Raw genomic sequence first — 24,852 nt, 5'->3', positions numbered from 1 at the left:
GTCATTGAAAAGCATAGCATATTGAAAACCCCTCAAATTTCCATCGTTGCGCCGTTGTATAATGAGTCGGAATCATTCCCATTGCTCGTACAACGTATCAATGCGCTGATGGACACCAGCCCGCTGTCGATTGAAGTAGTTTTGATCGACGACGGAAGCAAGGATGATACGGCACTCCGGATCAGGCAGCTGGCGTTGACGGATGGTCGTTATCACGGCGTTTTTCTTTCCCGCAATCACGGACATCAGCTGGCGCTCACAGCGGGGATTTCGGCCGCGCGTGGTACAGAGGCTATTTTTGTGATCGACGGAGACTTGCAGGACCCGCCGGAGCTGTTGCCGGAATTTTATAAGCTGATGCAGGAGGGAAATGATGTGGTTTATGCAGTCCGGAAGAAGAGGAAGGAGGGTTTTGTTAAACGGATGGGCTATTACTGGTTCTACCGGCTACTGCGCTCGATTTCATATGTTGATATTCCGCTCGACAGTGGTGATTTTGCATTAATCAGCCGACGCGTCGTGGATGTCCTGAAAAAAATGCCTGAGGAAAGCCGTTACCTGCGTGGAATGCGCTCCTGGATTGGGTTCAGGCAGGTCGGGTACGAATATGAGCGCGATGCGCGTGCGGCAGGAGAATCTAAATATTCTTTCAAACAGCTTTTCGGGCTGGCCTATAACGGGATCTTCAATTTTAGTGAATTTCCAGTGAAATTCATGAGCCGGGTCGGTATTGCTGCCATACTGATATCATTGTTGTATTTTGTGACCGTGGTGATTAAAAAGATGTTTTTTGCCCACGTGATAGAAGGTTTTACTTCCCTGCTTTTTGTAATTATCCTGTTCAGCGGGGTACAGTTACTGGCGCTGGGTATCATTGGAGAATATGTGCTCCGGATTTTTTTTCAATCCAAAAACCGTCCCTTGTTCATTATTAAAGAGGAAATAGTCAACCGGGAGTACATTTGACCTGATGGATTTTCATTCGATTCAATTTGCCATTTTCTTTATAGTTGTCACGCTGGCTTATTTCAGTCTGTCGTGGCGTGGCCGCTGGATGCTCCTGCTCGCAACCAGCTGTTATTTTTATATGGTTTTCAAACCGGTTTTCATCCTGATCCTGTTTGGAACCATCATCATCGACTATTACGCGGGGATCTGGATCGAGAAATCGCAGGAGCAACGGCAGAAAAAAATGCTGCTGGTGATCAGCCTGATCTCGAACATCGGTATTCTGGCTTTTTTTAAATACTATGATTTTGTGCAGGATTCCGTGAATACTATTCTTGCCAATCTCCATTTACGTCCGGCATTTCCGGCTTTTACACGACTGATCCCCGGCCCGATTGCGGAATGGATGACGACCGGAAGCGGGAAACTTCTGTTACCTATCGGCTTGTCTTTCCATACTTTTCAGGCCATGAGTTATACCATCGAGGTGTATCGGGGCAACCAGGTGGCGGAGAGGCATTTCGGCATTTACGCCTTGTACGTGATGTTCTACCCACAGCTGGTCGCCGGTCCGATCGAGCGTCCGCAGAACATGCTGTTCCAGTACCATTCATTTTTCAAGTATGATTTCGAGCAGGTGAAGGAAGGATTGATGCAGATGGCATTCGGGTTTTTCAAGAAAATGGTGATCGCCGACCGGCTTGTAATGCTTGTCGACTACGCCTACGAAGATCCTGCGAAACATAATGGTATTACGCTTATCGTGGCGACGGTTTTCTTTGCTTTTCAGATCTACTGCGATTTTTCGGGGTATTCGGATATTGCTATTGGTGCTGCCCGGGTGATGGGCTTTACATTGATGGATAATTTCAGGACGCCGTACATCTCGAAATCCATTTCTGAATTCTGGGGAAGATGGCACATTTCGCTGTCATCCTGGTTTAAAGACTACCTGTATATTCCTCTTGGCGGGAATCGGAAGGGGGAATGGATCAAATACCGCAACCAGTTTATCGTATTCCTGGTGAGCGGGCTATGGCATGGCGCGAGCTGGAATTATGTGATCTGGGGAGCGTTGCACGGATTTTACCAGGTCGCGGCTTCGCTCCGAGACAAATGGATGAAAAAAGCCGGCTTTGAAATGCCAAAGAACACTTTTACCGATGCACTCAGCGTAGTTTTTACGTTTGTGCTGGTCACCATTACCTGGGTATTTTTTCGAAATCACAAGGCCCCGGTCGGCAGGTCGTTTATGATCCTGCAAAAAATGGCCGGTTTCTCGTTCTCCGAACCATTGCAGACACCATTAAACCATATCGAAATGTGGTTTTGCGTTTTTCTGGTGGTGTCTCTACTCATCAAGGAGCACTATTGTCTGAAAATTCCCACCCGGAACACCACCGTGTTCTTTATATTGTTTGCCGTTATTATCTTCCTGAACTACATGCTGGGTGTGGTTTCTGAAAACCAGTTTATTTACTTCCAGTTTTAACAAGGTGGGAGAAAGAGGCAAACATTTGCTCTCAAATATTTGTTAACAGTTCTTTGAGCAGGCACCGACGTTCTTATTACCGATTTAAGTATCAATTAAAATGTACGAAGTAACATCCGACAACAGGCTAAAAAGCCTGATCGTAGTTGGGGACCGTGTTTTGATCCGTCCCAAAAGTCCGAGTGACCGCACCAACAGTGGGCTTTATCTTCCGCCGACCGTAACCGAGCGCGAGCAGGTTCAAAGCGGTTATGTGATCAAAGTGGGGCCGGGTTATCCCATTCCAGTGGCTGCGGAGGACGAACCATGGAAGGAGACCGAGGAAAAAGTAAAATACATGCCCTTGCAATCCAAAGAAGGCGACCTGGCTATTTATTTGCAACGCAACGCCATCGATCTGGAATATGATGGTCAGAAATATGTGATTGTTCCGCAGTCATCCATCCTGATGCTCGAACGTTCCGAAGACCTTTTTGAATAGAAAATTTGAAGTTTATGAGTTTAAGGTTCATAAGTTCAAAGGACTACGGACTTTGAACTCTAAACTTTGAACTCACTAGTCCTAACTCCTAAACTTTTGAATTCCTAAACACATGAAGTACAAATTTCTAGGCAACACAGGTGTGCTGGTTTCGGAGCTTTGTTTCGGGACCATGACCTTCGGCGGAGACGGCTATTTTGAGGTTATTGGCAAGTTGCAGCAGGAAGAGGGGACCGCGCTGGTAAAAACGGCTTTCGATAGCGGGATCAATTTTTTCGATACTGCCAATGTGTATTCTTACGGCAAATCCGAAGAAATACTGGGGCGGGCATTCAAAAGTCTGGGCATCAGACGGAGTGATGTAGTCGTCGCCACAAAAGTACGCGGCAGAATGGCATCTGGTGCGAACCAGATCGGTTTGTCGAGGCTGCATATCATGGATTCCGTGGAAGAAAGCCTCGCCCGGCTGGGTACCGATCACATCGACGTGTTTTATATCCACGGTGTAGATGTTGAAACGTCGCTGGAAGAAACCATGCGAGGGCTGGAAGATGTGGTGCGTTCCGGCAAAGTGCGATACCTCGGCGTAAGCAATCATGCTGCGTGGCAAATCATGAAGGCCAACGGTATCGCCGAAAAAAACGGCTGGACGAAATTTGTGGCTTGCCAGCATTATTATACTATCGCCGGTCGCGACCTGGAAAGAGAGCTGGTGCCGATGATGAAGGACCAAAACCTGGCTCTGATGCCATGGAGCCCGCTGGCAGGTGGATTTTTGTCAGGGAAATATACCCGCAATGGCCAGTCGGGCGGCGATAACCGCCGCGACAATTTTGATTTTCCACCCATTGATAAAGAAAAGGCGTATGACATCATTGATGTGATCGGGCCTATCGCGGCGGCGCACGGGGTATCCGTCGCCCAGATCGCATTGTCGTGGCTGCTGCACCAGCAAAGCGTAACGAGCGTGATCATCGGTGCCAAAAAGCCTGAACAGCTGAGTGACAATATTGCAGCGACATCGGTGGTGCTGACCGGCGATGAGCTTCAAAAACTGAATGAGGTCTCAGTGCTGAAAACAGAATACCCGCAATGGATGTTCGAGCGTCAGGGGCGCGACAGGATCCCAGGTTGAATTCAGTTTGAATGCACGGTCGAAAGACGGTGCATTCTTTTTAGTTATCGATCAAATACCAGCTATGAAAAATCTCATTTATGCCATCCTGTTTACCGGGTTCGCTTCGTCCGTTTACGCACAGCAGCGAAGCGTAGCTATCACAATCGACGATGTGCCTAATGTACATTTGTTCGAAACCAGCGGTTATTCTTCCGGTTTACTCCGAAAGCTGGACTCGCTGAACCTCCCCGTCGCTATTTTTATCAACGAAGGAAACCTCCGATTGACCAAAGCTTTTGAAAAGAACAGATCCCTGCTTCAAAGCTGGATTTCGAAGCGGTACGTTACCGTGGGAAACCACAGCTATTCGCATCCCAATTTAGGGGAAGCCGGTTTCGACACATTCAAGGAACAGGTATTGAAAGGTGAAGAGCTGAGCCGTCAGATGGCAGTCAGTGCGGGAAAGAATCTTGAATATTTTCGTTTTCCCTTTAATGGCATGGGTAGGGACAGTGCTGAGCAGGTCCGTATGCAGCAGTTCCTGGCAGAGAAGCATTACATCTCAACCCCTTTCACCGTTGAAAGTGAAGACTGGCTTTATACACAACTTTATGAGAAGGCTTTGCGGGATGGCAAACGGGAAGAGGCGAGGACCATTGGTAATCGTTACGTAGCCCTCAGTCTTCGGCATTTCGACTATTTTGACAGTCTGGCCGTCGTGGTCACCGGGAAACCTGTCAGGCAGATCTACCTCTGCCATGACAATCGGCTGAATACGGATTTTCTGCCTGCACTGGTGCAAAAATTGAAAGAAAAGGAATATCGTTTTATTAGCCTTGCGGAAGCGATGAGTGATCCGGCCTATGGTTCGTACGGCTATTATTATGGTAACGCCGGCTTTTCGTGGGTGTATCGATGGGTGAAGGATGCCGCTTCCCGTCGCGCAGCGATGCGTGCGGAGCCTTTCGACCCGGAAACGCAAAAAGCCTATGAAGCGACGACCAAGAAGAAATGAAAAATCGGACATTAAAAAAGCACGTCCCTCGGAGACGTGCTTTCGAAATGTCTTTATTATGACTAACCTTAGATAACTCTTACGTTAACTGCGTTTAGACCTTTTCTTCCATTTTCTACCTCGTAAGACACTTTGTCATTTTCGCGGATATCGTCTTGAAGACCTGAAACGTGAACGAAAATGTCTTTCTCACCTGTTGATGGTTGGATGAACCCAAATCCTTTAGATTCATTGAAAAACTTAACTGTACCTTCTGCCATTAGAATTGTTCTTATTATTTGTAAAAGCCAAATTTAGATAGAAAATACAGAAATCCAACACTAAAGTTCTTTACCATAAAATTATTTTCAGATATTTTAATGAGTTTTGTATCATGCCGTTAGTCCAACTCAAATCAAAAATATCGCCATATTGGCTTCCAAATGGGCATTTTCAAAGCATTTATCCGGCGCTCTTCCGGCAGATAACCGGTATAAAATATTTTCGTGAAAAAATTGTAACTCCCGATGATGACTTTCTGGACCTTGACTGGTCGTACGGAGAAACGGAGCTCAACAAACCGCTTGTCGTACTGTCTCACGGACTCGAAGGGAACAGTACACGTCAGTATATCACAGGCATGGTAAAGTTGCTGAATCGTCAGGGCTTCGATTGCCTGGCCTGGAATTTCCGGAGCTGCGGAGGCGAAATGAACCAGACGGCGAGGTTTTATCATAGCGGCGCCACAGACGATCTTGGGCTGGTGTTGCGGCATGCGCTTGCCCGGGGTTATGATCGCGTTCACTTAATGGGTTTTAGCCTGGGAGGTAATCTTACACTCAAATATCTCGGGGAAATGGGCGGGAATGTAGACCCACGTATCAAGAATGCACTGGTTTACAGCGTCCCTATGGATCTCAAAGCGTGCAGCCTGTCCATTATCCGACGTGAAAACCGGGTATATATGCACCGTTTTTTGAATACCCTGAAACCAAAGGTAGCCGCGAAGGCAGCGCGTTTTCCGGTTGAGATCAGCTTGAAAGACCACCGGAATGTCCGGACACTCTACGACTTTGATCACATTTATACCGCACCACTGCACGGCTTCGACGGTGCAGACGATTATTATGCGAAATGTAGCTCTATGCATTTTGTGGATGCCATTGCGGTTCCCACGATGATCATCAATGCCCAAAACGACCCGATCGTACCTTTTTCGAGCCTGCCCCTGGACCTGATCCGTGCCCATCAGCTGGTGTGTATGATTGCAACGCCTGACGGCGGACATTGCGGTTTCCGACCCGCACGTCTGGCTGGCGGGTTTTACTGGTCGGAAACCCGTGCCGTGGAGTTCCTTACACAGGGAGCCTGAGATACTTTTGCAGACAAGAAAACTGATCCAAAGATTATTTTGTTAGTGTCATATCTAAACAGATTTGGTAATTTTGTGGCCTGTTTCAGACAGACCGGACCCTTAGAGATAAAAATCACGTTAACTCGATCATTTTTCCAGTTATTTCCCGCTTCATGTCCACATTAACTCTCAATCCACCACCGTACATTATCATCGATTTCGACAGTACTTTCACCAAAGTGGAAGGGCTCGACGAATTAGCCGCGATCGCCTTGAAAGGCCATCCGGAGCGTGATCAGGTTGTTCAGAAAATTTCTGACCTGACCAATAAGGGTATGAATGGCGAAATGTCGTTTGCGGATGGCCTGCGCCAGCGCATCGCCTTATTGAAAGCAAACCGCTCACATATTGACGAGCTGGTTTCCTTCCTGAGGACCAAGGTTTCGGATTCGTTTAAGCGGAATACGCAGTTTTTGACGGAAAATACGGAGCAGATTTTTATCGTTTCCAGCGGGTTTAAAGAATTTATCGTACCGGTAGCGACGGAAATGGGGATTCTGGCCGATCACGTATATGCCAACGAATTTATTTTTGATGAGGAAGGAAATATCATCGGCATCGACGAGGAGAATGTGCTGTCGATGGACGGCGGAAAGATCAAGATCCTTTCGGCATTGAACCTGTCCGGTGACGTTTATGCCATCGGCGACGGTTATACGGATTATGAACTAAAAGCGTCGGGCCTCGCCAACCGTTTTTATGCATTTACTGAAAACATCGAACGTCCGAGAGTGACAGCCGTAGCCGATCACATTGCCACTTCTTTTGACGATTTTTTATATGACAATAAATTCAGCAGAAGCCAGTCTTATCCGAAGAGCCGGATCAAGGTGCTTTTGCTTGAAAACGTGCATCCCGTGGCGCGGAAGGCATTCGAAGAAGAAGGCTTCAATGTAGAATTCGTAAAAGGCGCTCTCGATGAGGATGAACTTTGCGAGCGTATCAAGGACGTATCCATTATTGGTATCCGTTCCAAAACTACCATTACCAAGCGCGTGCTCGAAAATGCGAACCGTCTGATGGCGATCGGTGCATTCTGTATCGGAACCAACCAGATCGACCTGGACGAGGCAGCTAAAAAAGGTATCGCGGTGTTCAACGCGCCTTACAGCAACACCCGCTCTGTGGTGGAACTGGCAGTGGGGGAAATGATCCTGCTGATCCGTAATATCGTTGGCAAGAGCAATTCCATGCACAAAGGCATCTGGGACAAATCTGCGAATGGTAGCTTCGAAATCCGTGGCAAGAAACTCGGTATGGTAGGTTACGGCAGCATCGGTACGCAGCTTTCTGTGGTTGCAGAAGCTTTGGGTATGGATGTGTATTTCTATGATGCGGTTGAAAAACTATCTATCGGAAATGCCAAGAAGGTAAATACACTGGAAGAGCTTCTGGCAATGTCCGACGTGCTGAGCTTGCACGTGGACGGCCGTAAGGAAAACACCAATATGATCGGCAAACGCGAGTTTGACCTGATGAAAGACGGTGTGATCTTCCTGAACCTCTCACGCGGGCACGTGGTGGACATTAAAGCGCTGGCCGGCGCCGTGAAAAGCGGAAAAGTAGCCGGTGCGGGTGTCGACGTGTTCCCTAAGGAGCCGAAAACCAACGATGAAATGTTCGAAAGCGAGCTGCTTGGCTTGCCGAACGTGATTCTGACGCCACACATTGGTGGTAGCACCGAAGAGGCGCAGGAGAATATCGGTCATTTTGTGCCTTCCAAATTGCTGGAATTCATGAATAACGGCAGCTCATACGGCAGCGTCAACTTCCCCGAGGTACAATTACCAAAGCTGAAAGATTCGCACCGTTTGCTGCACATCCACGCGAACGTACCGGGCGTGCTGGCGAAGCTGAACCAGATTTTTGCGAAAAACAATATCAACATCACCGGGCAGTATCTCAAAACCAACGAGCATATCGGTTACGTGATCGTTGATATTGCCAAGGATTATACAGAGGAATTTATCCAGGAAGTGAAAGAGGTGGAAGGAACGATCCGTTTCCGGATGCTTTACTAGGAATTGGAGTGAATGGTCGGGCCTGTCAAGGCTGCTCATTCACTCATTCAGTCACTCATCGCACCGGTAACCCGGTCATTCAATCAGTAATAATGTCATTAACTTTTTTCACTCCGGGCCCGGCGGCGTTGTATCCGACGTTCGAGCAGCATTTGAAGACATTTGTCGACAACCAGCTCGGCTCGATCTCCCACCGCAGCCAGCAGTACCGCGACTTGCATAAATTCACGGTCGACCAGCTGCGGACGTTGCTCAACGTGCCTGACACGCACGCAGTCCTATTTTTAGGTTCCGCTTCGGAAGCTTGGGAACGCATCCTGTTCAGTACTGTTGAACTCGAAAGTTTCCACCTCGTGAATGGCTCGTTTTCGAAGAAGTTTTACGACTATTCGAATGCATTGAACAAATACGCCCACAAGTTTGAAAAACCGATGGGTGAGGGCTTTGTTGCTTCGGAAATTGAAGTGCCCGAATATGCCGAACTGATCGCCACGACGCATAACGAAACGAGTTCGGGTGTACAAATGCCGGTCGCTGAAATTCATAAATTGAAACAAAAGCACCCTGGTAAGTTCATCGCGGTGGATATGGTATCATCCGCACCGTATCCGGAGCTGGATTACAGCATTATTGACACGGCGTTTTTCTCGGTTCAAAAAGCATTCGGTTTGCCGGCAGGGTTAGGCGTATGGATCGTGAACGAGCGTTGTCTCGAAAAAGCGAAGAGCATTCGCAACACGTATTCCATCGGCGCACACAACGACCTGCCGACACTTTGGAAGAACGCACAAAATAACGAAACGCCAGCCACGCCAAATGTGATGGGAATTTACTTGTTAGGCAAAGTTGCGGAAGATTTCAATCGTATCGGTGTGAAGAATATCCGCAAGGAAACCGAGCAGAAGGCAAGTATGATTTATAAATTTATTGAGAAGACATCAGGTTTCTCTGCATTTGTGAAGGAAAAGGCTTTCCGCTCTCAAACAGTCATCGTAACGGATACCGAAGCGCCATCGGCTGATATCATCAAGAGCATTAAGTCAAAAGACATGGTGATCGGAAGCGGTTATGGGGCTGGAAAAGCCACACAACTGCGCATTGCCAATTTCCCGGCGACTTCCGTAGCAGACACCGAAAAGCTGATCCACGAACTCGGAAAGCTCTGAAAAAATAGCTTGTAGAATAGTGTTACCAAAAGGGTGCATGAACGTACAAATGTTCAGGCACCCTTTTTCTTTTTTTGATGAAGCGAAACGATATTCTTTGGAAATCAATACTGGAAGACATTTTTGATGATTTTCTGAAATTCTTCTTCCCCGATGCTGATGCAGTGTTTGACATAGAAAAGGGTTTCGAATACCTGGATCAGGAGTTGGAGCAGCTTTTTCCGCCGGAAGGCGATCAATTTTCGCCTAAATTTGTGGATAAACTTGTAAAAGTATACAGTCGGTCTGGACTTGAAGAATGGATTTTGATTCATATCGAAGTGCAGGGCTACCGTGATAACGACTTTGCGGAGCGTATGTTTACCTACTACTATCGTATTTGGGACAAGCACCGCAAGCCGGTCACTGCCTTCGCCATTGTTACGGATGATTGTAAGCATTATCATCCTTGTGAGTTTGTTCAAAGTTGCCTGGGAACGAGCTTGTGTTTTCGGTTCAACAGTTACAAAGTATTGGATCAATCAGAGGAAGAACTGGCTGTCAGCGACAATCCGTTCGCCCAAGCCATCTTCATTACCAAGACCGCGCTCATTGGAAAGAAGCTTTCAGCAAATGATCTATACCGTTTGAAAATTGACCTAGCAAAAAGGCTTCTGGACCGCAATATTCCCAAATGGAAGATTGGAAGGCTGATGAATTTTCTGCAATTTTATGTGAGGTTAGGCAGTTCAGAACTCGACAGAGCGTTTGACCTGGAAATAGATAGGGTAGTTGGTAAACACGAAATTCCTATGACATTCGAAGAAACTATTTTAATGATTGTGAAGGAGGAAGGTAAAGAAGAAGGGCTTGAAAAAGGTTTGGAACAGGGGGCATCGCAGGAACGCATTGCCCGCAATACGACCTTCGTCCAAAATCTGCTCCGTGAAACGAAATTCACCCAGCGGGAAATCGCCCGGTTAGTTGGTGTCCCAGCTGCATTTGTGAGAGAAGTAAAGCGAAACTTGTAGTAGTACCACATACAAAAAATCACAAGGTTGCCCCAAAGGCAGCTTTTTTCGTAAATACCAAATGGCCGAACTACGATAGTCGATCACCCAATGGTATTTTAAGGATAAATTTTTAGCTTTATGCTTTCTTACGAAAACATACAGAAGCGGTGATTCATATTGCTACCTCAACGGGCGATACCAAGGACTATGATCTGTGGCAACGGATTCGCACGGGCGATGAGGGAGCCTTTACTGCAATTTTTGAAAAATACCACCGCACACTTTACAACTACGGCAGCAAGCTTTCCAGTAATTCCTCGCTGGTTGAGGATGCCGTCCAGGATGTGTTTATCGACGTCTGGCGGCTGCGGAATAACCTTACTGAAAACGTCACTTCCGTTAAATTCTATTTATACCGCGCATTGCGGCGGCGCATTCATGTGGCGCTCGACAAGTTCCCTTCCATGGAGGAGATCAGCGAGCTCGACGATGAGGATACACCTGCCAACCACATCCATTCCGAAGCGATGCTGATTGAAGTGGAATCGTCTTCCATGCGCGCGCAACGCATTCAGGAACTGCTCGCGCAGCTACCCGAGCGGCAGCTCGAAGCACTCACGCTGCGCTATTTCGACGACTTCAGCATTGAAGAAATCGCCGAGATTATGGCCGTGAATGAAAAGTCTGTCCGCAACTTTATCTACAAAGCGTTGACTTCCCTTCGCCAGAGCCGGGAAATCCTGCTCATTTCTTCCCTGATTTTCTGGCTGTTACTATTTATTTAAAAATATTTCTTCAAAAAATTTCATTTTGGAGAGGTCAAATCCGCGTTTCGTCGCTCTGTACTATTGAACGACGAACTGCATCCCGCGAAACATGAAGCATGATCCTTATTCTCTGACCGAGCTGATCAGAAATGAAGAGTTTATCGCCTGGGTAATGCATCCCGACGAACTCAGCGACCGCAAATGGCGGGCCTTCCTGGAAAACAATCCCAGGAAACGCAAAACTGTGGAGTCCGCGCGGGAATACGTCATTCTATTGGCAAAGGACACGGGGAGGCATCAGCCTACCCAGAAGCAAAGCGATAGAATGTGGAGTATCGTCGAAAGCCATATGCATGACGATGTGCAGAAAACGCCGGACGAAGAGCCGGTTCCGGTTTTCAAAACGAGTCGCGGACACGGATGGCGCTGGGCGCGCGTGGCCGCATCGGCAGCGCTGATCCTGAGCATTGGTTCGGTGAGTTACTGGTTCTATTACAAGAAAGCCGATGGGCCTCTGCAGGAAGTAGCAGTGCGGGAGGAGGTCGGCTTGCCCAATACGATTCAGAAATATAATGATACCGACAAGCCGATGACGGTGCTGCTGCAAGACGGAAGTTCGGTAGTGCTCCAACCCGGCGGCAGGCTAAGCTATTCGGAAGGCGTGAACAGGAAACGCAGAGAGGTTACCTTGACCGGAAAAGCATTTTTTGAAATAGTAAAAAATAAGCAGAAGCCGTTCCTGGTATACAGCTACGGCCTGGCTACGAAAGTCCTCGGTACCAGTTTCACCATCGATGCATCTTCGGAAAGCAAGGACATTAAAGTGGAAGTAAGGACGGGTACTGTTTCCGTATTTTCCATTAATAATCTGGATAATACCCAAAAAGAGGCCGTTCTGGACAAGCCCGAGTTGGAGGGGGTAACGTTGAATCACGATCAGCGGATCGCGTTTTCGAAGGAGAGTGGTAAGATCATTCCGTTGCCTGCCGTGGTGGCGGTGGCTTCTGAAAAGGATGTTTCAAAACAGCAGTTTGTATTTGATGAGACACCGGTTTCGGAGGTGTTCCGGATACTGGAAAGCGCCTACAACGTCCGGATCGTTTACGACCGGGAAAAAATGGGCAATTGCCCGCTGAACGCGACTTTGATCGGGCAGCCTTTCAAGGAAAAGCTCGATGTGATCTGCAATGCGCTGGACGCGCAGTACGAAATGGCCGATAACCAGATAACGATCCTGGGAAAAGGATGTAAGTAGTTTTTAACCTGACATATCACATTTTACCCTAAACGCCGCCTATGACGTAACGATACCCTATTGCCTGAAAATAAAAAAAGACCAGCCATGTTCCAGCATGACTGATCCCAGGTTCCCCCACAGTAACGGACATTACTGCTACATCCATTTGGACAATGGATGAACAGGGGAAGATTTCGTTGAATAATCTCCTTAAACAACAAATTCATTCAAAAATATGAAAAAAGTTCGACGACCTGAAGACTTTCTCATCAAGCTCATGCGAATAACATTAATACAATGTATCCTGGCTGGCCTGTTTGCGGGCCTCACGTGGGCGAACGACGGGAGGGCTCAATCCGCATTGAGCCAGAAGGTTACCGTTGATATCCGGAACGAGGAGATCAAAACGATTTTCGCGCAGCTGGAAAAGCAGACCAATGCGAAGTTTATATTCAGCTCAAAATTGATCCAATCTGGTCGCCGGGCTTCGGTAAAGGTTAAAAATGGCTCATTATCGGCCGTTTTGGATGCTTTGCTGAAACCCCTTGAATTGTATTACAAGATCAATAACGACCTGATCGTGATCAAGCCCGACCATGCTTCGGCTGAACCTGTTTCGGAGGAAACGCCCATTGTGGAAATCACCGCCGAGACGGTGGATAAGTCCATTTCAGGGGTTGTTAAAGATGAGGCCGGTGCAGGTTTGCCCGGCGTTAGTGTGGTATTGAAAGGTACACAGACCGGTACTTCCACGGACGAAAAGGGCAATTTCTCCCTGACGCTACCCAACGGCGAGCATGTGCTGATCTTCTCATTTGTGGGCTTTATCTCCCAGGAAGTAGCCGTTCCGGCGGGCCAAAGCGCATTGGATATCGTTTTGAAAGTAGATAACAAAGCGCTGGAAGAAGTGGTTGTGGTAGGTTATGGTACGCAAAGAAAAGAATCACTCACGGGCGCAATCGCCACGGTTACGAGCAAGGACATTGAGCGCGTGCATGGAGGTTCGACAGTGAGCTCGGGTTTGGCGGGGAAAATTCCTGGCGTCACATTCCGGATGCCGGATGGCCGTCCGGGCGCGAGTGCCAATATCCAGATCCGGAACATGGGTAACCCGTTGTTCGTGATCGACGGAATCCAGCAGGATGCAGGCCAGTTCAACAACATTTCTCCTAACGACATCGAGAGTATTTCCGTATTAAAAGACGCTTCCGCGGCTATTTACGGGGTTCGTGCAGCGAATGGGGTAGTGGTTGTGACGACCAAACGCGGTAAAATGGGTGCGAAAAATACGGTGAGCGTCGATGCTTACACTGGCTGGCAAAACTGGTCGCGCTTCCCGAATGTCGTGAACGATTCCTATCAATGGATGCACGGCAAAGCGGAAGCGGAGATGAACCAATTTGGCAAAACGTCGATCACGCAGGCCGAACTTGAAAAGTATCGTGTGGGTACCGAGCGCGGTTATCAGACATTTAACTGGAAAGACTTCATTATCAAAAAGAATGCGCCGTTAAGCTCGATCAACCTGAACATGACCGGCGGTTCGGATAAAATCAACTATTACATTTCAGCAACACGCCTGAGCCAGAACTCCGTGCTGGGCCGGGAATTTACATTTGACCGTACCAACATTCAGAGCAACGTCGATGCGAAAATCACCGACCGTCTGAAACTGGGTGTGCAGATCAACGGACGGATCGAGAAGCGCGACCAGCCCGGTATCCCCGGTGCGGACGACTATTGGCTCCCTCGTTTCGCGATCCTGCGCAACCGCCCGTTTGAGCGCCCGTACGCAAACGATAACCCTGAATATCTGAACGATATCAAGCACAACGAAACCAACTGGGCTTATAATAACAAGAAACTCGGCGGCTACTGGACTGAATACTGGCGCGTGTTGCAAACCAACTTCTCGGCAGAATACCAGATCCCGGGCGTGAAAGGTTTGAGCGCGAGGGGAATGTACTCCTACTACATCGCCGACCGCGTCATGAACGGACACGAGTACACCTACAAGGCTTACACCTACAATCCAAACGACGACACCTACACTGTTACCGGCGGCTCCACCAACCCGTGGCGCGAGCGCGGTACTAAGAAAGTAATGCGTAATGTGTACCAGGGGCAGCTTGCCTACAACAACACATTTGGCAAACACACGGTAGGCGCTACCTTCGTTTCGGAATGGCAGGATGAGCAGGTACAGGAGCAATGGGTACACGCCGTGCCCAAAACGAACGTGTTGCCATTGATATACTTTCCAACCATGGATACGTATAATGATACCGATACTGAGCTGGCGCGTATAGGGTACATCGGTAGGGTGAATTACGATTATGGCGGCAAGTATTACCTCGAAGTTTCGGCCCGTCGTGACGCCTCGTGGAAGTTTGCGCCGGACCGTCGCGTAGGTTATTTTCCCTCCGCTTCCGTGGGTTGGAGGATCTCCGAAGAAGGTTTTTTCAAAAAGGTAGTGGGCGAGCGCAGCATTCTGGATGACCTGAAATTCAGGGCTTCCTATGGTATCCTCGGGGATGACAACATTCTCTTCGATAACGACCCGAACAGGCCGCTGAGCCCGTACGCATACCTGCCAGGCTATGATTACAACAAAGGAAATGTGATCCTGAGCGGCAATGCCGTGGTAACATCGCGTGACAAAGGCCAGATCATCAATACGATTTCATGGTTTAAAAGCAAGATCCTGGACATCGGTGCTGACTTCTCGTTCCTCGGAACCAAAGTCACCGGTAGCGTGGATTACTTCTACCGCCTCCGTACCGGATTGCTGGGCCGTAAATACGACATCCTCGTTCCCAGCGAGCTGGGTTACTCGTTGCCCGACGAAAACGTGAACAGTGACTCGCAGCGCGGCTGGGAGGGAGCATTGACCTACAATGGAAAAGCCGGCAATGTCAACTACTCGATCGGCGGTAATGTATCGTTCTCACGCACACGCTTCGATGCGTCGTACAAGCCGATCTTCAACAACTCCTGGGACCGCTATCGCAACTCGAAGGAAGACCGTTACAACAATATTTTCTGGGGATATGAGGCAACCGGCCAGTTCCAGTCGGCACAGCAGATTGCCGAATATCCTGTGAATATCGATGGCCAGGGCAACCGCACATTGCTGCCGGGAGATTTGATTTACAAAGACATTAACGGAGATAACGTGATCAACGGCCTGGACGAGAGACCGATAGGCTACAACGCTACCGGCCAACCTAATGTGAATTTTGGGTTGAACTTTTCCGTAAGCTGGAAAGGCATCGGTTTCAATGCCGACTTCTCAGGTGGCGGGATGTATTCGTGGAACCAGAACTACGAGCAGCGCTGGCCATACCAGAACGAAGGTGCTCTGAACAGCATCTTCCTCGACAGGTGGCACCGTGCCGATCCGTTCGATGTGAACAGCGAGTGGATCCCGGGTAAATATCCCGCATTTCGCTATAACGACGGCGACCATATCAATTACAAAAACTCCACATTCTGGGTGCATAATGTGAAATACATCCGGGCCAGAACGATCGAGCTCAGCTACTCCCTGCCGAAATCGATCCTGGAAAAACTTCGCCTGCAACGCGCCCGGTTCTATATCAACGGCTACAACCTGTTCTCGATCGACAACGTGAAAGAATACGGTATCGACCCTGAGATCGAGAACGATAACGGACTGCAATTCCCGCAGAACAAGTTTGTGAACATAGGCATCAACCTATCTATTTAAACCGATTGGATTCCAACATGAAAAAGATATTTCAAATACTATCTATTGCCGTATTGACATTGGGTTGGAGCTGTAACGACGACGATTTCCTGAACCGTCCGCCGACAGGACAGCTTTCGGAAGAGCAGATCTGGACAGATGAGGGCCAGGTGCTTTCAGTATTGGGCGATCTGTACAACCGCTACGTCGATCAATCTACATTCAAAACGATCCGGGTCGGGGACGTAGATGTTCCCGGATGGACAACGGTGGGAGAATTCAATGAAGCATTCTGGTCGGAAGCGGGCAGGTATAACAATTTCCAGAACAGCGGCTGGGGCTTCGGTTCATGGGCCCACTGGGATTATGCCTACATCCGCGAAATGAACCTGTTTATTCAGAAATGTACTGCCGCTGAAAAGCTCAGCCCGGCCGTTCGCGAGCGTTACCTTGCCGAGGCACGTTTCCTGCGTGCGTCCTACTATTTTGAGTTGGTGAAAAGAATGGGCGGTGTGCCGTTGATCCTCGAACCGATGGCGTACGACTACAGCGGCGATCCGAGCTACCTGCAACATCCGCGTGCGAAGGAGTCGGAAATCTATGATTTTATCATCAAAGAGGCCGAGGAAATTAAAGACAAACTCCCGGCGACACCCGGCGAGAAATCGCGTGCTACCCAGGCTGCTGCGCTGGCAATGGAGGTGAGAGCGGCCCTCTATGCGGGTTCGATTGCCAAATACGGGGCTAATACGCCAGCGGTTTCATTGCCGGGCGGCGAGGTAGGCATTCCGGCGACGATGGCGAATGGTTATTATACCAAAGCATTGGCAGCTGCCAAGGAAATCATTTCCGGCAAGGCGGGTACCTATGCATTGTATACCAAAAAGCCGGACCTGGCTGAAAACTTCGCCAGCATTTTTTATGATAAGGCTAATAATTCGGAAGTCATTTTTGTAGAGGATTTCAAACTGCAAAGCGGAAAGGTGCATTACTTCACCGGGTGGAACCAGCCGCGTTATGGTGCAGAGGAAGAGGAAGGAGGGCGCATTAACCCTTCACTGCAATTTGTCGAAGCATTTGAGAAACTGGACAACACCTTCGCGCCGATCCCAACCACCAATGCAAACGGAACGCCGATTTACTACAACGACCAAACCGACATTTTCGCAGGCCGCGATGCCCGCCTTGCCGGAACGGTGATCTTGCCCGGTACCACATTCAAAAGCCGCAAAGTGGACATCTGGGCAGGTTACCAGCTCGGTAACGGCACGATCATCAGCGGCGACGACCGCGGTGCCCAAAAAACGCTCCCTGGCAAAACGGTACCCGAGCAGGTTGTAGGCTTCGATGGCCCGATCGACGGATTTGAATTCACCGCGCAAACCGGTTTTTACCTCCGCAAATACCTCGACCCGGTACTCGGCTCCGGCCAGCGCGGGGTGAACAGCGAAGTGTGGCTCGTCCGCTACCGGTACGCCGAAGTGCTCCTGAATGCAGCAGAAGCTGCGTTTGAACTGGGCCAGGCAGCGGAAGCGGCAGGTTACATGAATCAGGTCCGCGCACGTGCAGGACTGATAACGCCTTTGAAAGCCTCCGAAATCAATTTCGACCGCCTAGTGCATGAACGCCGCGTGGAGTTTGCATTCGAAGGGCATCTTTTATATGACATGAAAAGATGGCGCATCGCCCACCTCATTCAGGACGGTAATGCGATCACCGCAGCGGAAGTTTCGAAAGACCTGGGTAAAGCCACCAAGCGCAACACGCAGCCGTGGGGATTGTGGTCGTACAAAATCTACGATCCGGGCTCAGCCAACAATGGCAAGTGGATTTACAAACCGGTCAAACTGAGCCGTGTCACCGGCGCCGACCGTTTCCAGCTCGGGAATTACTATTCGTACATCGACGACGCGATCATCAGCAATAACCCCAAGCTCGTCAGAAACCCGAACCAATAGGCCATCACATTCAAACGATACGATCATGAAAATCAGATTTCATATAATGCCGCTTGTTGCGATGGTTGCGCTCCTGACGGCTTGTGACAAAGACAACTACACCGAACCCAAATCGACGCTCTCGGGCCAGATCGTGTACAAAGGCGAGCCGGTGGGCGTGGAAGAAGGCCAGGTGCGGCTGCAACTCTGGCAACCCGGTTTTGGCAAGCTGGCCGCTATCGACGCGCCGATCGCACAGGATGGTTCCTACTCGGCATTGCTTTTCGATGGAAGCTACAAGCTGGTTTTTCCAAGAAACCGGGGGCCATTCAAGACGATTGCCAAAGACGCTGCTTCGAAGGATACGGTGTTTGTAAACCTTTCGGGCAACCAGACGTTGGACGTGGAAGTAATGCCTTACTACATGATCCGCACACCACAGTTCAGCGGAGGGGAGAGCAAGGTGAATGTTTCATTAAAACTTGAAAAAATCCTGACGGGCACCGAGGGTAAAGACATCGAAAGGGTCTCATTGTATGTAAACAAAACCGATTTCGTGGCACGCGCTACTAACGTCGCCGTAACGGACCTGGCGGGAACGGATGTCAAGGATTTGAATGCGATCAATATCACAGCTACGGTCCCTACGCTTTCACCGGCGCAAAATTATGTATTCGCAAGGGTAGGCGTGAAGATCAAGGATGTAGAGGATATGGTTTTCTCACCGGTCCAGAAAGTCAATTTATAAGGGGTTGATTCCCGCACTAAAACCGAAACTTTTCTTTAAAAACTAATTTGAATGAGGAATTACATTGCACTCCTGCTTGTCGGGCTCATCGCGCTGGCATGTGCAAAGAGTAAAATGGGGGGCTCAGCCACCGGAACGTCGGCTGTTAAGACCGGTGCAGTCAAAGGCCGAAGGGCCGAAGTATTGTTCCTGGGACACAACAGCAAACACCACGACTCGGGCAAATACGCGCCCTGGCTGGCGGTGAAGCTGTTCAAAAGCGGTATCAATATGTCGTACACGGCCGATCTTGCCGACATTAATGCTGAAAACCTGAAAAAATACGACGGTCTGATCATCTATGCCAATCACGATTCGCTGTCGCCCTCGCAGGAAAGTGCGATGAAAGCATTTGTGGAGGGCGGAAAAGGGCTCATTCCGATCCATTCGGCTTCGGGCTGTTTCAGGAATTCTTCCTGGTATATCAAAACAATAGGCGGCCAGTTTGCCTCGCACAAAACGGGCACATTCAAAAACACTATTCTAAAACCGGATCACCAGGTCATGAAAGGTATTACCGACTTTCAGACCTGGGATGAAACTTACGTACACAAAAACCTGAATCCTGACAAGACCGTCCTGGGCGAGCGCGTGGAGGGCCGCCCGGAGGGCGAGGTGCACGAGCCTTACACATGGGTGCGAAACGAGGGCAAAGGCCGCGTTTTTTACACGGCATACGGTCATGAGGACAGCACCTGGACCAACCGGGGCTTCCTAGACCTGGTACGAAACGGCGTGCTATGGGCAATAGGTGACAAAGTGCAGACGCAAGTCGCAGCATTGAACCTCCCCGATGTCGATATTTACCAGTCGGATACGATTTCGCATTATACCAAAAGACATGTGGTGCCCAAAATGCAGGAATCGCTTTCGCCAGCGGAATCCAACAAGTTGACGCAGGTCCTGCCGGAGTTTGACATACAACTTTTTGCCTCCGAACCCGATATTACCAACCCGATTGCCATGGCCTGGGACGAGCGCGGGCGGCTTTGGATCGTCGAATCGGTCGATTACCCCAACACATTCAAAGAAACCGACGGTGCCGCCAACGACCGCATTAAGATTTGTGAGGATACCAATGGCGACGGCAAAGCCGATAAATTCACCGTTTTCGCCGACAAGCTGAATATCCCGACGAGCATCGTGTTTTCCAATGGCGGCATTATCGTTTCCATGGCGCCGGATTTTGTATTCATGAAAGACACCAATGGTGACGACGTAGCCGATGTGCGCGAGGTGATTATGACCGGGTGGGGCAAGAACGATACCCACGCCGGGCCGTCGAACTTGCAATATGGATTTGATAATAAAATCTGGGGCGTACTTGGTTACTCGGGCTTTAACGGAGTGATCAATGGGAAGAAAATGAGCTTCTCCCAAGGCGTTTACCATTTTAGTCCGGACGGTAGGAACTTCGAATATCTTGGAAGCAGCAGCAACAATACCTGGGGCCTGGGCGTCACGGAAGATAACAATGTCTTCCTCTCGACTGCCAACAACACCCACAGCGCGTTCTTCTCGATGCCGGGCCGGCTGATGCAGCGGACTCTGGGCGAAGAGCAGGCATCCGTTCAGGCGGTTCAGAAGATTGACGGGCATTACGATGCACACCCTATGACGCCCAACCTGCGGCAGGTGGATGTGGTAGGAGGCTTTACTTCCGCCGCGGGCCATCATTTTTACACCGCGAGAAATTACCCGAAAGAATACTGGAACCGCGTCGCATTCGTAAGCGAGCCTACGATCCGTTTGGTACACAAAGCCATTCTCGAACCGGATGGAGCGGGTTTCAAGGAAAAGGACGGCTGGAATTTCATGGCAAGCTCCGACGAATGGTTCGGCCCGGTACAAGCCGAAGTAGGCCCCGACGGCGCGGTTTGGATCGCGGATTGGTATAACTTCATTATCCAGCATAATGTGTTTGTACCGGCACAATCGCCTTCGAAATTCATTCTCCCGTTTGAAGAGCAGCCACACGGCTTGGGTAATGCATTCAGCAGCCCCATGCGTGACCTTAACCACGGACGCGTTTACCGCATTGTTTACAAAAACGGAAAGAAAACGCCTGCATTAAAACTCTCGAAAGACGACCTGCCCGGATTGCTGGCTGCATTGGAAAACGACAATATGTTCTGGCGGATGACGGCGCAGCGCTTGCTCGTGGAGTCGAAGAAACTCTCGGTGGTGCCGGATTTGTATAAGATCATTAATAATCCAAAAGTCGATGAAATCGGGTTGAACAGTCCTGCAGTGCATGCATTATGGACATTGCATGGCCTGGGCGCGCTCGATGGTTCGAATGCGGAGGCATTGCAGGTCGTGAACAAAGCATTGAGCCATCCGGCAGCGGGTGTGCGCAAAGCTGCGGCGAGTGTTTTGCCTAAGCAGGAGCAAAGTTTTGAAATGCTTGAAAAAAATATGAAAGACGCCAATTTGAACACCCGGCTAAGTGTATTCGTGGCCCTCGCGGAATTACCGGCGTCGGAAAAAGTGGGCGCGGCTGTTTACCAGGCATCCCTCGACGAGCAGAACGCGAAGGACCAATGGCTTTCGCGTGCGATTCTGGCAGCGGCCATCAAACATGAAAAAGGCTTTCTGGCGGCTGCCGGCAAAGGTTCACAGCCGTCGGCATTCACGACCCAGGTAACGGAGGCGCTCAGCAAAGAGGTTTATCCGTTGGGAAGGAGAAATACGCTGCAATTCCCGCCTGATGTGACAGGCAAGGAGATCACGATCCGCGCCACGATCAACAAGGGCCGTGACCGTGCATTGCAGGGCTTCATTGCCGGTCAGGGCGGAAAAGACGGCGGTTATGCCCTCTATATCCAGGATGGCAAGCTGATTATGGCCGTGAAACAGCATGGCATGCTGAGCCAGGCAGCCACCACCGGCAGCCTACCCGATAAATTCGACGTGGTAGCAAGCCTGACACAGGGCGGTACCATCCGAATTGAAATAGATGGCAAAGAAGCGGCTACCGGAAAGGCACACATGCTTTTCAATGCACCGCTGAGCAATTCTTTGCGGTCGGGCGAGGATATGGAAGGCGAGGACAGGATCGGTCAATATGAGGGGCGTTTTGGTTTTGTCGGAAACTTCCAAAAGGCTTCCCTCGAACTCAATCGCCCTAATGAAGGCGGAAGCAATGCGGCTTCCATGGCGAAAACAGCTTCCAAACCGGCAGCGTCCGATGCGATGGTGATCGAGCTGAAAGTGGAAAAGGAGATCATGCAATACGATAAAAAGCTGATTACCGTGAAAGCGGGCCAAAAAGTGGTGATTAACCTCGAAAACCCGGATGGAATGCAACATAACCTTCTGATTATCAAACCAGGCACCTTGCAGAAAGTAGGTAAGGCCGCGGACGAACTTCTAAGTAATCCGAAAGCCGCCGAAATGCAATACGTTCCCAAGATCCCGGAAGTTTTGCATTCGACAAGATTGGTGAACACCGGTGAAACGGTAACCCTGGAATTTACCGTGCCGGCCGAGTCCGGCGACTATCCCTACGTATGCACATTCCCGGGCCACTGGCGCGGCATGAACGGAATCCTGCGCGTGGTAAAGAGTTTATGAGTTTAGAGAGTTCAAAGTTTAGAGTTTATGAGTTTAGAGAGTTCAAAGTTTATGAGTTTAGAGTGATGTTAATCTTTGCTTAAACTCAGGAACTGCCTAATGAAAAACCCTTTAAATCTTAGTCTCGCAAGCCTTGACCATTCACTTTTAGACTCATACACTCTTAAACTCAACACTTTAAACTCATAGACTCCTAAACTCTAAACTCCCAAACAAAAAATGGCCCGTTCAAACTTGAAAACCATCGCCACATTAGTGCTTCTGTTAGCCTCGATTGCCCATCATGTGATGGCGGAAATTCCTGGAAAGAAAAAGGCGATCCGTGTGCTGCTGGTAGGCGGCGGCGCATCGCACGATTTCGACCGGTGGTATAAGCAGGAAGATGTACAAACGCTGCAAAAAGATGGCCTGGCAACAGTGGAATATACCAGCAACCCGACGACCATTCTGGCCAAACTGAAAGACATCGACGTGCTTTACCTCAGCAACAACCAGCCCATTGCCGACGAAGCGACACGCAAAGCCATTTTCGCATTCGTGGATGCCGGGAAAGGCCTGGTACTGGCGCATCCCGCACTCTGGTACAACTGGGCCGACTGGCCTGAATACAACCAGAAGCTCGTAGGAGGAGGCTCGAAAGGTCATGATAAATACGGACCGTTTGAAGTAACCATTACCCAAAAGCACCCGGTAACCAGGGGCGTCCCCGCGACTTTCAAGCTGGATGACGAACTGTACTACTTCAAGCCGGATGCGGCAGGAACGCCCATTGAAGTACTGGCCACATCCAAAGCCGAAGGTTCGGACAAGATTTTCCCAAGCATTTTCATCGTCAAATATCCGAAGGGGAAAATCGTAGGCATTGCATTGGGCCACGACGCCAAATCGCACACCATCGAGCCTTATCAAACCATTCTGCGCAACGCCGTAGCATGGGCCGCAAAGTAGGCCTCATTTCCTCGGGGTTTCAACCCCGGGCCGAAAATGGTTGAGCCGCAGGCTCAAAAAAAGAAGCAAATCAATCCATTTTTAAACCCGGGTTGAAACCCGGGGGCATTAAACAAAAAAGCAATGAGCGACAAGCAAATCACAGTAGTTATCGTGGGTATGGGTTTTGGGAAGGAATTTATCCCCATTTATCAAAGCCATCCGAATATCAAAGCGGTCGGCATTTGCACACGCAGCAAGCAAACCCGCGACGAGCTGACTGCCAAATTCAATCTGGACCCTAACCTCGTTTTCGAGCATTTCGAAGATGTTCCCAAGCGCGACGACGTGGACGCGATACACGTGGTAACCCCCGTACCCGACCACGCCCGCATGACGCTTGCATCCCTGAATGCCAACAAACACACCGCCTGCACCATTCCTATGGCGATGACCGTCGAAGATTGCAAGGCCATTGTAGAGGCCAAACGCCGCTCGGGTAAGGTATATATGATGATGGAAACCGCGCTTTACACCCGCGAATTTCTTTACGGCCTGAACCTCGCGCAGACCGGCCAGCTCGGACGCATCCAGTTTGTACGCGGCTCACACATTCAGGACATGAGCATGGAGGGCTGGGACGAATATTGGAAGGGCTACCCGCCGATGCTGAACGGCACGCACGCCATTTCCCCGCTTTTGAAAATCAATAATACCATTGCCGAAACCGTCGTTTGCCACGGATCGGGTCGGTTGAGCGAAGACCTCGCCAGCCGTTATGGATCGCCATTCGCCGTTGAAACAGCCACATTTACATTGAAAGGCACCGACGTGGTGGCCGAAGCGACCCGTTCGCTGTTCGATGTCGTGCGCCAGTACCGCGAGAGCTACGATGTGTACGGCACCAAAATGTCGTTCGAATGGGAGCAGTTGCAGGACGAGCAGCATGTGATCTTCGATGGCGGCGAAAATGCATCCCGCATCGATGTGCCGGATACCGACGAACTGCTGATCGAGCCGATCAAGCATTTTACGAAAAGGGAAAAGATCGACGATCCGAACCACGTATCGTTTCTCCAAGGCGCGGGCCACGGCGGTTCGCACCCGCATTTGGTGCAGGAATTTGTGGCAGCGATCGTGGAAGGCCGCGATTCAGCGGTGGATGCGGCATTGGCTGCCAACTACACCTGCGCGGGCATTTGCGCACACGAGTCGGCCATGAAGGGCGGCATCCGCGTGGATGTGCCGAGTTTTGAAGAATAATTTTTTATCCCAATAAAAAGCCAG

General features: G+C 49.7%; 18 protein-coding genes. 17 read left to right on the top strand and 1 reads right to left on the bottom strand.

From position 1 onward, the window contains the following. The first annotated feature begins 21 nt into the window (after window positions 1-21). From BP71_RS12380 to BP71_RS12360, 5 genes are all read left to right on the top strand, one after another. Complete coding sequence (locus BP71_RS12380) at window positions 22-966, top strand: glycosyltransferase family 2 protein (protein WP_496379587.1); 945 nt, start codon at window positions 22-24, stop codon at window positions 964-966. A gap of 4 nt (window positions 967-970) precedes the next feature. Next, window positions 971-2,440 (top strand): MBOAT family O-acyltransferase, encoded by a 1,470-nt coding sequence (locus tag BP71_RS12375; RefSeq protein WP_496379585.1) that lies wholly within the window; start codon window positions 971-973, stop codon window positions 2,438-2,440. 100 nt (window positions 2,441-2,540) lie between these two features. After that, window positions 2,541-2,921 (top strand): co-chaperone GroES, encoded by a 381-nt coding sequence (locus tag BP71_RS12370; protein WP_188934320.1) that lies wholly within the window; start codon window positions 2,541-2,543, stop codon window positions 2,919-2,921. A 112-nt stretch (window positions 2,922-3,033) separates the two neighbouring features. Beyond that, entirely contained in the window at window positions 3,034-4,056 is a 1,023-nt protein-coding gene (locus BP71_RS12365; RefSeq protein ID WP_496379582.1) for an aldo/keto reductase, read from the top strand. A gap of 64 nt (window positions 4,057-4,120) precedes the next feature. Next, entirely contained in the window at window positions 4,121-5,053 is a 933-nt protein-coding gene (locus BP71_RS12360) for a polysaccharide deacetylase family protein (protein WP_496379580.1), read from the top strand. A gap of 68 nt (window positions 5,054-5,121) precedes the next feature. On the opposite strand, the gene BP71_RS12355 is transcribed toward BP71_RS12360, so the two are convergent. Further along, window positions 5,122-5,313, bottom strand: coding sequence for a cold-shock protein (locus BP71_RS12355; RefSeq protein WP_250766577.1), 192 nt, complete (start codon window positions 5,311-5,313; stop codon window positions 5,122-5,124). A 113-nt stretch (window positions 5,314-5,426) separates the two neighbouring features. Between BP71_RS12355 and BP71_RS12350 the strand changes: the two genes are divergently transcribed. From BP71_RS12350 to BP71_RS12295, 12 genes are all read left to right on the top strand, one after another. Next, on the top strand, window positions 5,427-6,404 hold the full coding sequence (locus BP71_RS12350) for a YheT family hydrolase (RefSeq protein ID WP_496379578.1): 978 nt from the start codon (window positions 5,427-5,429) through the stop codon (window positions 6,402-6,404). Window positions 6,405-6,559: 155 nt separating this feature from the next. Beyond that, window positions 6,560-8,467 (top strand): phosphoglycerate dehydrogenase, encoded by a 1,908-nt coding sequence (gene serA, locus BP71_RS12345; RefSeq protein WP_496379576.1) that lies wholly within the window; start codon window positions 6,560-6,562, stop codon window positions 8,465-8,467. Between the two features lie 92 nt (window positions 8,468-8,559). Further along, window positions 8,560-9,633: an aminotransferase class V-fold PLP-dependent enzyme gene (locus BP71_RS12340; protein ID WP_496379574.1), complete on the top strand. Its 1,074-nt coding sequence runs from the start codon at window positions 8,560-8,562 to the stop codon at window positions 9,631-9,633. Between the two features lie 206 nt (window positions 9,634-9,839). Continuing rightward, window positions 9,840-10,643, top strand: coding sequence for a hypothetical protein (locus BP71_RS12335; protein ID WP_496379573.1), 804 nt, complete (start codon window positions 9,840-9,842; stop codon window positions 10,641-10,643). Between the two features lie 149 nt (window positions 10,644-10,792). Beyond that, window positions 10,793-11,410, top strand: coding sequence for an RNA polymerase sigma factor (locus tag BP71_RS12330; RefSeq protein ID WP_496379571.1), 618 nt, complete (start codon window positions 10,793-10,795; stop codon window positions 11,408-11,410). A gap of 91 nt (window positions 11,411-11,501) precedes the next feature. Next, window positions 11,502-12,647 carry a FecR family protein gene (locus tag BP71_RS12325; RefSeq protein WP_496379569.1) on the top strand — a complete coding sequence of 382 codons (1,146 nt, stop codon included), beginning with the start codon at window positions 11,502-11,504 and terminating at the stop codon, window positions 12,645-12,647. A gap of 217 nt (window positions 12,648-12,864) precedes the next feature. Next, on the top strand, window positions 12,865-16,359 hold the full coding sequence (locus BP71_RS12320) for a TonB-dependent receptor (RefSeq protein ID WP_496379567.1): 3,495 nt from the start codon (window positions 12,865-12,867) through the stop codon (window positions 16,357-16,359). A 17-nt stretch (window positions 16,360-16,376) separates the two neighbouring features. Then, window positions 16,377-18,296, top strand: coding sequence for a RagB/SusD family nutrient uptake outer membrane protein (locus BP71_RS12315; protein ID WP_496379565.1), 1,920 nt, complete (start codon window positions 16,377-16,379; stop codon window positions 18,294-18,296). 25 nt (window positions 18,297-18,321) lie between these two features. Then, on the top strand, window positions 18,322-19,023 hold the full coding sequence (locus BP71_RS12310) for a DUF3823 domain-containing protein (protein WP_496379563.1): 702 nt from the start codon (window positions 18,322-18,324) through the stop codon (window positions 19,021-19,023). 51 nt (window positions 19,024-19,074) lie between these two features. Beyond that, window positions 19,075-22,638, top strand: a complete 3,564-nt coding sequence (locus BP71_RS12305; protein ID WP_496379561.1) for a PVC-type heme-binding CxxCH protein — start codon at window positions 19,075-19,077, stop codon at window positions 22,636-22,638. Between the two features lie 219 nt (window positions 22,639-22,857). Continuing rightward, window positions 22,858-23,586 carry a ThuA domain-containing protein gene (locus BP71_RS12300; protein WP_496379559.1) on the top strand — a complete coding sequence of 243 codons (729 nt, stop codon included), beginning with the start codon at window positions 22,858-22,860 and terminating at the stop codon, window positions 23,584-23,586. 123 nt (window positions 23,587-23,709) lie between these two features. Continuing rightward, window positions 23,710-24,828, top strand: a complete 1,119-nt coding sequence (locus BP71_RS12295; RefSeq protein WP_496379557.1) for a Gfo/Idh/MocA family protein — start codon at window positions 23,710-23,712, stop codon at window positions 24,826-24,828. The last annotated feature ends 24 nt before the right edge of the window (window positions 24,829-24,852 follow it).

It is taken from the genome of Dyadobacter ginsengisoli DSM 21015 (assembly GCF_059568735.1).
Note: the sequence above shows the minus strand (reverse complement) of the source record. Positions and strands in the feature narration are given on the sequence as shown.

Bases quoted from the DNA above. Each gene is read 5' to 3' on its own strand.
- BP71_RS12375 (WP_496379585.1), top strand. From the start codon at position 971: ATGGATTTTCATTCGATTCAATTTGCCATTTTCTTTATAGTTGTCACG.
- BP71_RS12370 (WP_188934320.1), top strand. From the start codon at position 2,541: ATGTACGAAGTAACATCCGACAACAGGCTAAAAAGCCTGATCGTAGTT.
- BP71_RS12365 (WP_496379582.1), top strand. From the start codon at position 3,034: ATGAAGTACAAATTTCTAGGCAACACAGGTGTGCTGGTTTCGGAGCTT.
- BP71_RS12360 (WP_496379580.1), top strand. From the start codon at position 4,121: ATGAAAAATCTCATTTATGCCATCCTGTTTACCGGGTTCGCTTCGTCC.
- BP71_RS12355 (WP_250766577.1), bottom strand. From the start codon at position 5,313: ATGGCAGAAGGTACAGTTAAGTTTTTCAATGAATCTAAAGGATTTGGG.
- BP71_RS12350 (WP_496379578.1), top strand. From the start codon at position 5,427: ATGCCGTTAGTCCAACTCAAATCAAAAATATCGCCATATTGGCTTCCA.
- serA (WP_496379576.1), top strand. From the start codon at position 6,560: ATGTCCACATTAACTCTCAATCCACCACCGTACATTATCATCGATTTC.
- BP71_RS12340 (WP_496379574.1), top strand. From the start codon at position 8,560: ATGTCATTAACTTTTTTCACTCCGGGCCCGGCGGCGTTGTATCCGACG.
- BP71_RS12325 (WP_496379569.1), top strand. From the start codon at position 11,502: ATGAAGCATGATCCTTATTCTCTGACCGAGCTGATCAGAAATGAAGAG.
- BP71_RS12320 (WP_496379567.1), top strand. From the start codon at position 12,865: ATGAAAAAAGTTCGACGACCTGAAGACTTTCTCATCAAGCTCATGCGA.
- BP71_RS12315 (WP_496379565.1), top strand. From the start codon at position 16,377: ATGAAAAAGATATTTCAAATACTATCTATTGCCGTATTGACATTGGGT.
- BP71_RS12310 (WP_496379563.1), top strand. From the start codon at position 18,322: ATGAAAATCAGATTTCATATAATGCCGCTTGTTGCGATGGTTGCGCTC.
- BP71_RS12305 (WP_496379561.1), top strand. From the start codon at position 19,075: ATGAGGAATTACATTGCACTCCTGCTTGTCGGGCTCATCGCGCTGGCA.
- BP71_RS12300 (WP_496379559.1), top strand. From the start codon at position 22,858: ATGGCCCGTTCAAACTTGAAAACCATCGCCACATTAGTGCTTCTGTTA.
- BP71_RS12295 (WP_496379557.1), top strand. From the start codon at position 23,710: ATGAGCGACAAGCAAATCACAGTAGTTATCGTGGGTATGGGTTTTGGG.